The sequence below is a fragment of the Allobosea thiooxidans genome, from assembly GCF_900168195.1.
In the GTDB taxonomy this organism is placed as follows: Bacteria; Pseudomonadota; Alphaproteobacteria; order Rhizobiales; family Beijerinckiaceae; genus Allobosea; species Allobosea thiooxidans.
The window spans coordinates 38210-51104 of record NZ_FUYX01000017.1 but is presented as its reverse complement, the minus strand read 5'-3'; the positions used below and the strand labels follow the sequence as shown (position 1 = coordinate 51104).

Genomic DNA, 12895 nt, shown 5'->3' with positions numbered 1-12895 from the left:
TGTACCCGGTTTCCTCGTCACCGGGACGGACCGATGCGCAGCAGCAGGATCATCCATGTCGTCGGCTGCCATGCAGCCGGCGAGGTCGGCGACGTAATCGTCGGGGGCATATCGCCGCCGCCGGGCGAGACCCTCTGGGAGCAGTCGCGCTTCATCGCCGCCGACGAGACGCTACGGAACTTCGTCCTCAACGAGCCGCGCGGCGGCGTCTTCCGCCATGTGAACCTGCTCGTCCCGCCAAAGGACCCGCGCGCGCAGATGGGCTGGATCATCATGGAGCCGGCCGACACGCCGCCCATGTCCGGCTCCAATGCGATCTGCGTCGCGACCGTGCTGCTCGACACCGGCATCCTGCCGATGCGGGAGCCGCTGACCGAGATCGTGCTGGAGGCGCCGGCCGGCCTGATCGCGATCACGGCCGCCTGCCGCGCCGGCAAGGCCGAGGCGATCACGCTGCGCAACGTCCCCTCCTTCGCGACGCGGCTCGGCGCGCCGCTCGAGGTCGCCGGCCTCGGCACGCTGAGCGTCGACATCGCCTATGGCGGCGACAGCTTCGTCATCGTCGACGCGACGAGGCTAGGCTTCGCGATCAGCCCCGACGAGGCGCGCGAACTCGCCGAGACCGGCATGAAGATCACCCGCGCCGCCGATGAGCAGCTCGGCTTCGCCCATCCCGGCGGTACCGCCTGGGACCATATCTCCTTCTGCCAGCTCGCCGCGCCGGTCGAACGGGTCGACGGCGTGCTGACCGGCCGCAGCGCCGTCGCGATCCGTCCCGGCAAGATCGACCGTTCGCCGACTGGGACCGGCTGTTCCGCCCGCATGGCCGTGCTCCATGCACGCGGCCAGCTCGCCGTCGGCGAACGCTTCGTCGGGCTGTCGATCATCGGCTCGCGTTTCGACTGCGCGATCGAAAGCCTCGCCGAGATCGGCGGGACGCCGGCGATCATCCCGCGAATCACCGGCAGTGCCTGGATCACCGGCACGCATCAGCTGATGCTCGATCCGGAGGACCCCTACCCGGCGGGCTATCGCCTCTCCGATACCTGGCCGAAACTGTGAAGCAATCGCCCGCCGCCATGCGCTTGCGCGGCCGGCCCTTGACACTGGCTACCGCGATGGGGAATTTGGCGCCCGGCGCGGGTGTAGCTCAATGGTAGAGCAGCAGCCTTCCAAGCTGAATACGAGGGTTCGATTCCCTTCACCCGCTCCAGCGCCCTCTGTCTCAGCGGCTCAGCGTCCCGACAGGGAACCCTGCCCGCCTTGCGCCCTCGATCAGGACAAGCCGATCCTTCGCGTTGAAATTCCTCATCGCGAGCTCCGCATCGAAATCGTGGAAGAAAAGCGGCCGCATCTTCAGAAACGCGACGACACTGCCCCTGGCTTCCTGCTCCAGGCCCGCGCGAGAAAAAATCAGTGCGGCGACAAGGTGATAGAGCGAGAACCGCTTCTGATCAGCGCGCCTGATCGATTCGACCGCGCGCGCATCGTCCCCCAGCATGTAGTACGCTAGGGCAGCAAGACCGTGATACCCCGCCAGATTGGGGTTTCTCGCCAAGGCCTCGTCGATCATCGTCGCGCCACGCTTCCAGTCGCCCGCCTGAGCGACCCGGCTGCCCAGCTCGGCGAGGACCTCTGTGTCGTTGGGGTTGAGAGCCAGCGCTTTCTCGCCGATCTCCAAGGCAGCTTCGGGCTGCCGGCTGAAGAACAGGACCGTCATGAGCGCCTGCAAACCCCGAACATTGGACGGATCGAGCGCAACCGCACGCTCCGCGGCCTCGCGCGCACGCAGAAATCCGGATGGAGCCTGGGTTCGACGGTTCAGATCGTATCGATCCTCATCGAGATAGAGATAGGCCAACATCGCCCAGCCGGTCGAATAGCTTGGGTGCCCTTCGGTCAGTCTTTCCAGGCAATCCCGCGTCGGCCGATGCTCGTCACGATCGAGCACGCGTCGATAGTGGTAGAAGCGCAGGACACAGAGATAGGAGTCGGTATTTCCCGGTGCTTGCGCAGCGGAATCACGAGAGACCGGCGTGAATATCGCGCCATAGGGCTGTGCCACCGCGGCTGCGACCTTGGCGGCTATATCGGATTCGATCTCGAAATTTCCTGCCCCCCGCAGATCCCGTTCGTAGATCTGGCTCCAGAGGATCTCCCCGGTTCGGCCGCTGAGCAGCCTGCTGGTCACGCGCAGGCGGTGGTCGGCGGTACGGACGCTTCCGCCGAGCAAATATTGCACGCCCGATGGTTGCTGCCCTCCTTGCTCCTGCTGGATGAGCCTGGCGGTATCGCGGCCGAGGACTTTCAGTTCTCTGAAGCGCGCCAGCTGGCTGAGAAGCTCCTCGGAGATGCCGGCCGAGTAGATCTCGCCCCCCTGCCCGGACAGGTTGACGAATGGCGTGACGACCAGGGTGACTTCGGGCCCCGCGGTCTCCGTGGGCCAGCTGCGTTCGGCCAGGCCCCAACGCAAGGCGATCGCGAGAAGGAGCACAGCGCCCATAGCTATCGCAACAATTCGAAATCCGTAGTTCCAAGTCCGATCCTGCGTGTGATGGACGGCCGGCAGCTCCGGAATCGGTTCCGCCGGGACAACAGGCGTGGGCTCTGCACCGCGGTCTCGCCGCCTGATCTCGGGTGCATAACCTCCTTTTGGAATGTCGATCACGACCGGATCGGTGCGCCCGCCCGTCAGGTAGTAGCGTTCAAGGGCACGGCGTAGCCGACCCGCTTCGATGCGCACCACGGGGTCGTTCTGGACGTCGAAATCCTGGGCTCGCCCGAAGACGTGGGTGGCGATCGAATAGGCCTTGATGCGATCGCCGCGCCCGGCCAGGAACTCCTCGACCACGAACGTCAGAAAGCCGCGCAGGCGCTCCGGCACGCTGAAGTCCGGACTTGTGAGGATTCGCGCCAGCTCGCCCCGAACCTCCTGTGGCTCAGGGTGCTGCCAATGATCTCCAGGCGATCCTGTTTCCTGCATGAGGCCGCCACCAGCAGAAACCGGAAGACTAGATTCGCTTCGATCGGCGCGCGACTGGCGCCGAAAACCTCAGATGACGAAACGTTAATCCAGTAAGGAAGTTTGTCCAGCACAGGATTGACGCACACGCACGACCCGCGCAGCGCCGACGATCAGCATCGTGCGGCCCTCCCCCTCGGCCGAACCGGAGCGAAACCGCCCACGTAGCCAACCGTAACCTACTGTTCCAGAGCGCCTGGGCGGCGTTCAATCGCGACCGGGGGAAGCAAGGCAATCGGCAAGGCAGCCGCCTCATGCGGTCTTCGATGGGAGAGGCTGCCGCCAGGATCTTCCAGCGTCGATGCGCCCCGAAGGAAGCACTGCCGCGTCCGGCGCCTGACGGCCTGGTCGCCCCGCCTGGAGGCTCGATGATCGCCATGGCTGCTCGCTCGCTGTTCCTCGCCTTCGCCTTTGCCGGGCTCATTGCACAGGGCGCTTGGGCCCGGGCCGGGAGCTTTCAGGGAGCCTGGCTCGAAGAGGGGCAGGTCTGCGCCAATGTCTTCGTCGCGGCGGGGAAGACACTCGTCTTCAGGCGACCGGCGAACGCCTTTGCCGCAGCCTTCATCATAAGGGGGCAGCGACTGTCCACGCCCCTGGCGACATGCCGGGTCAGCCGCACCAGCCCGCATGGCGAACGACGGGTGCTGGATCTCAGCTGCACGACATCCATCGCGACGAACACGGCCCGCGCCGTATTCGGCCCGGCCGAGGACGGCGGTCTCCATCGCTACAGCGCGGCCGAAGGCGGCACCGCAACCAAATACAGGCTCTGCACTCCGGAAGCCCTGAAGATGCCCTGAAGCCAGAAGCCGCCCGATCGTTGCGGCGAGATCGAGGGGATGCCCATGTCAGCGCTCGTGCACATCGTCGATCGGGATGCCGCGTCCCAGGCAGGCATCGATCATCTGCTCCGCGCCTGCGGCTACCAGACCAGGGCCTATCTGAGCCCCGACGAGATCCTGAGCCAGCGGCCCGACAGCGAGAGTGCAAGCTGCATCGTCGTCGACACCGCCGCCCCGGATGAATCGATCCCCGATGTCGTGGGTCTGTTCAGCAAGGCCGGCCTGAACCTGCCCGTGATATTCCTGACCGACCGGGGCGATGCGCGGATCGGCGTCAGGGCCATCAAGGCCGGGGCCGAAGACCTTTTCACGAAGCCGGTCGAGCGCGACGAGTTCCTCGGGGCCATCGACCGCGCCATCACCCGCCAGCGCCTCGCCAATGAACAGGAAAACTGGGTTCGCCTCAGCCTCGCCCGGCTGGAGCGGCTGACCAGGCGGGAGCGAGAGGTCTTCGATCTCGTCGTCCGCGGCAAGATGAACAAGCAGGTCGCCTTTGCACTCGGCACGACCGAGCGGACGATCAAAGCCCATCGTCACAAGGTCATGGAGAAGATGCAGGCCCGCTCGGTCGTCGAACTCGTCAGCTGCGCCGAGCGGCTCGGCCTGCTCCGGTCTGCCGGCAGCGACAGCGGCGCCCGCGTCCCGGCGACATGAGCGGGACGGATCACACGGAGCTGTCGGCGCGCTTGCTGGCGAGGCTCCTGACGGCGTCCTCGAGATCCTCGAAGGCCGGGGCCGCATTCGGCCCCTCGAAGAATCCGGCCCGGTCGAGAATGTCCCGCGGCTCCTTGTGCAATTCCGCAACGGCGAATCTCTGTCCCATCGCGGCGAGGTCGGCCCGCCACTGCATGAGCATGGCGGCAGCCGTCATATCGACCTGCGCGACCGCGCTGGCATCGAGGACGAACCAGGACGTACCGGACGGGGCCGCCTTCGCCACGTCCTCCAACCGGGAACGGATATAGTCCGCATTGAAGAACAGGATGCTGCCCTGGATCATGAAGAGCACCATTCCGGGCGGGGGGGCCGCGCTGGGCATGCGGTGGATCTTGTAGAACCCCGGCCGGCCGGGGACGAGGCCGAGCAGGGCATCGCGTGGCCGCATCTCCTTCAGCAGGACGTAGAGCAGCGTGCCTGCAATGGCGATGACGACCCCGCTCAGCACACCCAGACTGATGGCGCCCCACATGCTGATCAGAGCGAAGCCGAACTCCATGCGGCTGATCCGCCAGGTTTCGCGCAGCCCCTGGAGGTCGATCAGGCTCAACGCCGCAAAGGCGAGGATCGCCCCGAGCGCAGCATGGGGCAGCACGCGCAAGGCGTCGTTCAGATAGACCAGCAGGATCGCCAATGCGGCGGCGGAGACCAGGCCCGACAGCTGCGACCGGCCGCCTGCGGCCAGGTTGATGGCCGTCCGCGAATCCGAGGTCGTGATCGGGAAGCCGCTGAACAGGCCGGAGAAGATGTTGGCAGCGCCGAACCCGACCAGCTCCCTGTCGGCATCGACCTTGAAGCCGTCCTTCGCGCCGAAGCTGCGCGCCCCGACGAGGCCCGAGCTGACGCTGACGAGCCAGATGGCTGCGCCTCCGAGCAGGAGCTCCTGGAGCGGCAGCCGGCCGATGGATGGAAGCACCGGTGTCGGCAGCCCGCCCGGCAGGCTGCCGATGATCTTCATGCCCCGCCCCTCGAAGTCGAAGAAGGCCGATGCGGCGACTGCGACGACGACCACGACCAGGGGGCCGGGAATGGGCGAACGAAGGCGCGCCAGCAGAACGAGCAGGCCGAACATGGCGGCAGCGAATGCCAGCGTCAGCCAGTGAATTTGCGACGCTTTGCGAATGATCTCGAGCAGCGGCAGCACGAGCCCTTCGGACTCGATGCGCACACCTGTCAGCCGGCCGATCTGCCCGACGAGGATGGAGATCGAAATGCCGCTGATGAAACCGATCAGGATCGGCCTGGACAGGAAGGAAGCGACGAGGCCCAGGCCGAGCCTACCAGCGACGACGCTGAAGATCCCCACGATCAACGCCAGCGCGGCCGCGGCCGCGACACGGTCCGCCGCGTTTTCCAACGGCAGGCTCGCCAGCGTTGCCGCCAGGACCGTCATGCTCGCGGCATCCGGGCCCACGATCAGCTTGCGCGAGGGCCCGAAGAGCGCATAGCCGACCAGGGAGAGGATGCTCGCATAGAAGCCGACCTCGGCCGGCAGCCCCGCAATGGCGGGATAGGCGACCGCGCTCGGAATCGCGACGGCAGCGATGGCAAGCCCGGCCGTGACGTCGAAACGCAGCCACTCCCATCTATAGGGCAGCAGCCCCTCGGCGATTGGAAGCATTCGCGTCATCGACGTCCACCGTTTCGAACTGCCCCAGTCACAGCGAAAGCAGGGACGGCCCGCCGGGTCGCTCCCTGCGCCGAGGTTCAGTGGCCGCTGAAGACCAGCGTCCTGATCGGCAACACGAGCGTCTGGATCCTCAACAGAAGAGCATGCACCAGACCCACCGCATCCACCGCATGCAGCATGATTTTCCGCCCCGTCGAGAGTTCGCCGGACGCGATCAACTCATGGTTGCTCGTATAGGCGTTTGCGATGCAGGAGCTACCCGGAACCACCCCCTCGAGACCGCCCTTGTGAAGTGGCTCGAGGAGAACCAGCAAGGTCCCTGGCCTGGTAGCCTGCTGAACGTCGACCAACTGTTCCCCGCCACGGAACTGCCCCGTCGCGATGAAATCCTGAACCGACGTCACCACCATCGGGATCACGACCCAGGGCTTCGACAGGCAGGTGGCCTCGGCCACCATGCCGACCTTCATCACCTGCCCCTCGACCTGCGAGAAGCCGGCCTGAAGAACATTGCGTCCCGCCTCCTCCGGGATCAGAACGCCCGCCGGCCGCATGATCGGCGTGACGATGTCGCCGACGCGCAGCGTGAACTGCTCGACGCGGCCGGTCACGCCGGCGCGTATGACCGTCTTGTCGAGATCGGCCTGGGCCTGCGCCAGCGCGGCCTCGGCGCTCGCCTTCTCGGCGGGCAACAAGGTCGAGATCCGCGTGTCCGCAGTGGCCTTTGCCGCCACGGCTGCGGCAACGGCCGCTTCGCGACCAGCGACAAGGTTCTCGAGCCGCTCGATTTCGCGGCGAGCGACAATGTCGTCATTCCGCCGCCTGAGCTCGACTTTCGTCTCCAACTCGTCGAGAGCCTGCTTGTGAGCACTGCGCGCTTCGTCGATCTTGCTCTCGTCGGCCAGGATCTCGGCCTTGGCAACCACGAGGGAGGCCTCGACTTCGGCAATCTTGCGCCGGGCCGTTTCGACCGCGGTTTCCTCCCTGGAGCTGTCGAGTCGGAAGATGGGGCTGCCCTTTGTGACGGGACCGCTGACTCCGAGGTAAACCTGCGCAACGCGTCCCGTGCTCTCCGAAATGATCGGAACGGTGCGGAACATCACGGTCGCGTTCGTCGTCGAGGGGTGATTGTAGAAGATCACCGTGATCAGGCTGACCGTCAGCATCAGGCAGGTGATGATGCCCCATCTCAACTCGAACCAGACCGAGTAGAAGGTGATTTCCTTGCCGAGGCGCTTTCCTTGCCGGTACCGCCGGTAGAGATAGTCCGGAACGATCGTCAGCAGGGAGCAGATCAGAAGCTCAAGCATGGCCGCCCCCTTCCGGCTTCGATGCGGGGAGATCGGCCGCGTCGGCCCCGCGGGCTTCCGCTACCGCAGCCTCCCCTTCGGCAGCCCGCCGCGGCGCGATGCCGGCGATGCGCTCGAGCGCATGCGCCATCCGGCCGAACTGGCCTGAGAAGTCCGGAACGTCGATCAGGGCCAGCAGCAGTCCAGCGACCCAGAACAGATGCACATGGGTGAACAGCGCGAGCAGGCCGAGAACCGCGACGATCTCGAACTGGATCTTCTGCGACTTGTGCGCCATGCGCTCCGGCATCGTGTGCAGGCGCAGATAGAACAGGCCGACGCCGAGCACCGCAAAAACCAGGATCGCAGCCGTGACGATCATCAGCACGTCGGTCTCGCCCGGCGCAGTAATGAATGCCGGCAGATGATCCGGAGCCAGGGGATGAACGCCAGCAGCCATGAACGCGCTCCAGTTTCAGCAAGTAACGGCGGGCATTACACGATCTGATACGCCCGGCAAGCAGGTCTTCACCCGATCCAGTTCCGCGCAAAATTGGCTTCCTCATAGCCATCGGACTTCTGCCGTTTCGGCAGCTTGATCTTCTCCCGCGGCGGCGGCTCGTAGGGCACCGAGCTGAGGATATGGGAGATGATGTCGAGCCGCGCCTGGCGCTTGTCGTCGGAGCGGACGGCATACCATGGCGCCCAGGCCGTATCGCTGGCGCGGAACATCTCGTCGCGCGCCCGCGAATAGTCGTACCAGCGGGAGTATGATTTCAGATCCATCGGCGAGAGCTTCCAGATCTTCCGCGGATCGGTGATGCGCTCTTCCATCCGGCGCGTCTGCTCGTCCTGCCCCACTTCGAGCCAGTATTTCAACAGGATGGTGCCGGAATCGACGATCGCCTTTTCGACGCCGGGGACGATCTGAAGGAAGCTCTTGGCCTGCTCCTCCGTGCAGAACCCCATGACCCGCTCGACCCCGGCCCGGTTGTACCAACTGCGGTCGAAGATCACGATCTCGCCGGCCGCGGGCAGATGCGGCACGTAGCGCTGCACATACATCTGGGAGCGCTCGCGCTCGGTGGGCGGCGGGAGCGCCACGACGCGGAAGATCCGGGGGCTCACCCGTTCCGTGATCGCCTTGATGACGCCGCCCTTGCCGGCACCGTCCCGCCCCTCGAAGACGATGCAGACCTTTCCGCCCTCGTGCTTCGCCCATTCCTGAAGCTTGACCAGCTCCGCATGGAGGTCGCGAAGCTTCCGCTCATAGGGCTTCCTTTTCAGGGGTTCGCTGACATTGCCCTTCATCCTCGGCTCCTCGGCTCAGGACCAGCTCAGGAAGAACGCGACGTCTCCGGGGAGGCCGCCCGGCCAGTCGATGATGATGGCACGAAGCTTGTACTTGGCGGGCTGGAGGTGCTCCTTCCAGAACTCATAAGCTTGCCGGGGTCGACCGGTCAGCGTGCTCGGCCAATCCGCCTCCGCGTTGTTGATGGCGCGGCCCTTGTCCGTGCAGAGCGCGCTCGGAAAGCGCATGACGAGGACCTCGGTCTCGCCACGGCCGGCGGCCGCACGCGTCTTGGTCGCGAGGTTGTGCTTGATCTCCGCGATCTTCTCCGGCGTGACCGCGATCTCCTCGCTGAGCGTGGCGACGAGCCGTCGTTGCGCTTCCTCGGCCTTGTTCATCGCGCCCAGCGCCTTGGACGCCTTGGCCATTTCGAGATCCGTCATGTAGGAGCGAAGATCGTCCGCAGACATGAAGCTCTCGTCGGCCAAAATCTCTGTCTGTCGACTTTGGTTTGCAGGCGACATCGTGGACACCTCCCTCCGCCTTCAACAATGCACGCGCACTACTCGTGCCGATCGTCTTCGGATCTTGCGCGGCGTTCCCGAATGATCTGTCTGAGCTCGGATTCCAGGCCATCGATGAGATGGCGGTACTCGGCGTATCTTGCGGCCGAACTCGGAAGCCCCGCCCTCGCATGACGCTGAAGAGCCTGCTCCGCATCCGCCAGGTCCCGGCAAAGCCCGCGAAAATCTTCATTGGTCAGCGCCAACTCCTCGACTTCCTTCTTGTGCCTGGGCAAGAGCCTGACGGCTGCGAGAACGCCCGGATCCATGGGAACACCCCTCCCCAGGAATTTGGAACTGATATCGATCCCCCTCCCGGGCGCCGGCAGCGAGCCCCCGGCGTAGCGGCTAGGGAGACTTCTCCGGTTCGACCTTCTCCCAACCACTACCCGGATCGAAGCTGTTCATGCGCGACGCGACGAGGCGCGTATTGGGCCCCAGATCCTTCTGGTAGACCGTGCCCGCGTGACTGACGATGAAGCTGGTGATCCCCGACCTGGCATAGGTCGCGGGATAGGCAAGGACGCCGAAGCCGCCGATCATGTTGCCGCCAGCGATATAGTCTGTCTTTCCGCCTGTGGCCGCCGGCCCCTGCTTCTTGAGGATCTTGAAGTAGTAGCCGTGGTAGGGCTGCCGCGTCTGGCTTGCCACATAGCCTTCGGCGGCCGCCTGCGCTGCGAATTCACCAAGCGGACTGGGCTCCTCGCCGGGGCCGGTCGGCCAATACAGCCCGTCATGCTTCTCCGGCGAGCTCACGATCCTCTGCGCATAGATGCCGGCATTCCGGCCATCGCGGCCTTTCGCGGCGTACTCGAATTGCGCATCGAGGATGGCGAGGCTTGCCTGGATCGCGTCGAGCTCGTTGCGGCCGATCCGGCGGGCCAGAAGCTCCCTGCGTCCGGCTTCGACCATGAACTTCCAGCCGCCCCGCGAAAACACCATCGGGATCGGGAAGGGAAAGGCATCCGGCCCCACCAGCAGCGTTGCCGTCCGCCCCGTCTCGACAACCGAATGGTGAGCGTCGTAAGCCGCAAGGAACCGCTGGCGATCGGTGAGATCGCGAACCTCGTCGCCGGAGAAGAGAATATCGCGCCCGGACAGGCCGAGGACCGAATACAGACGCGTCGACTGGTTCTCGCGCATCGCCGCGACCAGTGCCGCGGCAGCTGCGTCGGGCGTGCGGAACAGTTCCTGCGCGCTCGCCGCCGTCAGAGCGGCGCAGACACCTGCCGCAACCAGGCAAAGCAGGCGAGCGATCCGATGCACCGTTGGCCATGTCCTGATCATGGAACTGCATCCTCGGTGGCTGGACATGATGAAACCGACGGCCCCGCCTCAATCCCGGCCGGTACTGCCCGGGATCCGCGAACCCGAGGCCTGCCACTGGCCGAATGTTTGGAAGGGAACGCCGAGCAGGCGGTAATCGACCCGCAGATAGCCGTCCTTCGCGCGATGCACCGCCCGTGGCGCGATGGCCTGGACCTCCTGTGCGATCACGCCGACATAGGTGGTTCTGGAGCCGTTGTACTCGAAGCGATAGAAGCCGAGGCCACTCTCCATATGTCCCAGCAGCACGACGTGGTTCTTGAGCTGGATGTCGGAGCGGCGCCCGCCGCCTCCGCGCCCTCCACCGCCGCGCCCGCCGCCGCCGACTCGTCCTCCGCCGCCCCCGGCTCCGACGCGGCCGCCGCCGCCGAAACCACCGCGCCCCATATGCCCGCCGCCACCCGCCATCGCGCGGCCGCCGCCGGCCGGCATGCGGCCCATGCTGGCATGCCCGCGTTGCGACTGGAGGCTCGCGGCCCGGCCCGCCTGCATGTTGAAGGCACTGTCACGCCCCGGACCGGCGCGGCCTGCGCCCGGGCTGGGGCGCTTCGGCTGGGCCGCAGCGCGCGGCGGAGCGGAGCCGCGGGCGCGATCGGCTCCCGCACCACCGCCAGGACGGGCACGGTCCCCACCCGGCCGGTCCGGCCGGTTGCCGGCGGCAGGACGATCGCCGCCCGGGCGGTCTGGTCTGGCGCCGGCTCCAGGACGATCCCCAGGACGATCTCCCGGCCGTGCGCCGGCGCCTGCGCCCGCCCCGCCGCGACCGGCATCGGGTCGTAGTACCTGGTCGCTGCTGCGTCCCCGGAAATCCATCCGCCCTTCGCTGCCCGCGCGAATGTTGCTGTTCGAGAATTTCTGCCTGACGGCATCGTTGCGATACTGCACCCCGTGGCGATGCTGGGGGTTGTGCTCCCAATGCGTCACGCGATCGCGGTCGATATTGATGTTCCCGCCGTTCCAGTTGACGTTTCCGCCCCAGTATCCGCCCGAGGCCCAGCGCCCCAGCGCATAGGCCGTGCCGAATGCGAGACCGGTCGCGAGGACGCCGGTGGCGACATAGCCCGGCTCCGGGAAGTAGTAGGGCGGATAGGCGGGATAGGGCCAGGCGCCATAGACGACCCCCGGATCGTAATAGGGCACATAAACTGTGCCCGGGGTGGTCGGCTCGATCAGGATTGTCTGCTTGCTGCTGCCGCTGGCCGGCTGGACGGTGACCTTCTGCTGCGCGCCGGACGTCAGCTTCTTGGCATCGTAGGCCCGCGCCCGCATCCGCTGGACGCCGTCCATGACATCGGGCTGCTGAGCCAGGACCGCATCGCCGAGCTTCTGGGTCCAATCGAGATTCTTGCTCATCATCTCCAGGACGGTTGGCGTCGCGACGAGCGATTTGACGCTCGCGTCCCAGGGCTGCTTGTCGACCGCGGCCTTCAACTGGTCGCCCTTGAGCTTCTTGTTGGCTGCAACCCATCGATCCGCCTGCACCACCTCGAGCGGATAGGTCGAAGCCATCAGCACCTGCGCCAGCAAGTCGTCCGGGTAGAGCGCGATCGGCGCGACGAGCGCGTCGAGCTGGGCGTTAGAGAGCACTTGCTCGCCTTGGCCAGGCTGATTGTCCGTCGACGGCGGTGCCGGGGCCGGAGATGTCGGCGTCTGCGCGAGCGCTTGCGATGCGAGAACACTCGCGATGACGCTGGCGAGAACGATTCGAAGCTGCATGGCCTGACCTCGCAACAGCGCTGAACGCGTGTCTTCTCACCCCGCGGTGACGCTCATCGGCTTCTCGCTCGCGGTCGGCGTGCCGCTGGCGCCTGACCGGCCTCCTGCATCCGACGGAAGGCATCGATGTTCGCCTGGCCGGCGCGCATTCCTTCGGCCATGCGCCCGTCATGCATCATTTCGTAGCTTTCGGCGGTAACTTGCCGCGTGCATCCATCTATGCGGTTGCAGGCTGCGGCTTCCGCGTTGGAGAGCAGCAGCAACGCCATTCCAGCGAACCCTGGAAACACGAAATAACCAGAACTCGATTTCATCGGAAACCTCACGATCATCCCGGTCGAAAGTGAAAATACGAAAAAATAAAACCGCGAAAGCAAGTCTGTTCTTAATCGAATACCTTTCCTAGAGGCCTGCTTTTTCCGAAAAACTCGTTTCCTGACCGATTATTAGCACATCGATGAACGGCGGAACCTGTCCCTGGGGACAATACGCTGTACGT

General features: G+C 65.6%; 13 protein-coding genes and 1 tRNA gene. 4 read left to right on the top strand and 10 right to left on the bottom strand.

Going from position 1 to position 12895, the window contains the following annotated elements:
- Window positions 1-33 precede the first annotated feature (33 nt).
- Both B5Y19_RS22630 and B5Y19_RS22625 read left to right on the top strand, forming a co-directional pair.
- Window positions 34-1062 carry a trans-3-hydroxy-L-proline dehydratase gene (locus B5Y19_RS22630; RefSeq protein ID WP_055730378.1) on the top strand — a complete coding sequence of 343 codons (1029 nt, stop codon included), beginning with the start codon at window positions 34-36 and terminating at the stop codon, window positions 1060-1062.
- A 77-nt stretch (window positions 1063-1139) separates the two neighbouring features.
- Window positions 1140-1213 (top strand) — tRNA-Gly (locus tag B5Y19_RS22625).
- A 12-nt stretch (window positions 1214-1225) separates the two neighbouring features.
- Here the strand turns inward: B5Y19_RS22625 and B5Y19_RS22620 are convergent.
- Entirely contained in the window at window positions 1226-2884 is a 1659-nt protein-coding gene (locus B5Y19_RS22620) for an adenylate cyclase (protein ID WP_139384523.1), read from the bottom strand.
- Window positions 2885-3399: 515 nt separating this feature from the next.
- Here B5Y19_RS22620 and B5Y19_RS22615 point away from each other — a divergent pair.
- Window positions 3400-3822: a hypothetical protein gene (locus B5Y19_RS22615; protein WP_139384522.1), complete on the top strand. Its 423-nt coding sequence runs from the start codon at window positions 3400-3402 to the stop codon at window positions 3820-3822.
- A 45-nt stretch (window positions 3823-3867) separates the two neighbouring features.
- Complete coding sequence (locus B5Y19_RS22610) at window positions 3868-4518, top strand: response regulator transcription factor (RefSeq protein WP_079592148.1); 651 nt, start codon at window positions 3868-3870, stop codon at window positions 4516-4518.
- 10 nt (window positions 4519-4528) lie between these two features.
- Here the strand turns inward: B5Y19_RS22610 and B5Y19_RS22605 are convergent, their stop codons facing one another.
- The 9 genes from B5Y19_RS22605 to B5Y19_RS25890 form a co-directional block, all read right to left on the bottom strand.
- Complete coding sequence (locus tag B5Y19_RS22605) at window positions 4529-6211, bottom strand: SulP family inorganic anion transporter (RefSeq protein ID WP_139384521.1); 1683 nt, start codon at window positions 6209-6211, stop codon at window positions 4529-4531.
- 77 nt (window positions 6212-6288) lie between these two features.
- A complete protein-coding gene (locus B5Y19_RS22600; protein ID WP_055730373.1) occupies window positions 6289-7521 on the bottom strand; it encodes an HlyD family secretion protein in 1233 nt (410 codons plus the stop codon).
- Window positions 7514-7960, bottom strand: a complete 447-nt coding sequence (locus B5Y19_RS22595; RefSeq protein ID WP_055730372.1) for a hypothetical protein — start codon at window positions 7958-7960, stop codon at window positions 7514-7516. Before B5Y19_RS22595 ends, B5Y19_RS22600 begins: the two co-directional genes overlap by 8 nt.
- 68 nt (window positions 7961-8028) lie before the next feature.
- Window positions 8029-8811 (bottom strand): polyphosphate kinase 2, encoded by a 783-nt coding sequence (ppk2, locus tag B5Y19_RS22590; protein ID WP_055730371.1) that lies wholly within the window; start codon window positions 8809-8811, stop codon window positions 8029-8031.
- Between the two features lie 15 nt (window positions 8812-8826).
- Entirely contained in the window at window positions 8827-9315 is a 489-nt protein-coding gene (locus B5Y19_RS22585) for a hypothetical protein (protein WP_055730370.1), read from the bottom strand.
- Between the two features lie 38 nt (window positions 9316-9353).
- On the bottom strand, window positions 9354-9623 hold the full coding sequence (locus B5Y19_RS22580; protein ID WP_055730369.1) for a hypothetical protein: 270 nt from the start codon (window positions 9621-9623) through the stop codon (window positions 9354-9356).
- Window positions 9624-9702: 79 nt separating this feature from the next.
- Window positions 9703-10668, bottom strand: a complete 966-nt coding sequence (locus tag B5Y19_RS22575; RefSeq protein WP_244555692.1) for a DUF2950 domain-containing protein — start codon at window positions 10666-10668, stop codon at window positions 9703-9705.
- A gap of 21 nt (window positions 10669-10689) precedes the next feature.
- Window positions 10690-12267 (bottom strand): DUF3300 domain-containing protein, encoded by a 1578-nt coding sequence (locus B5Y19_RS22570; RefSeq protein WP_244555691.1) that lies wholly within the window; start codon window positions 12265-12267, stop codon window positions 10690-10692.
- Window positions 12268-12449: 182 nt separating this feature from the next.
- Complete coding sequence (locus tag B5Y19_RS25890; protein ID WP_139384520.1) at window positions 12450-12710, bottom strand: hypothetical protein; 261 nt, start codon at window positions 12708-12710, stop codon at window positions 12450-12452.
- Window positions 12711-12895: the final 185 nt, after the last annotated feature.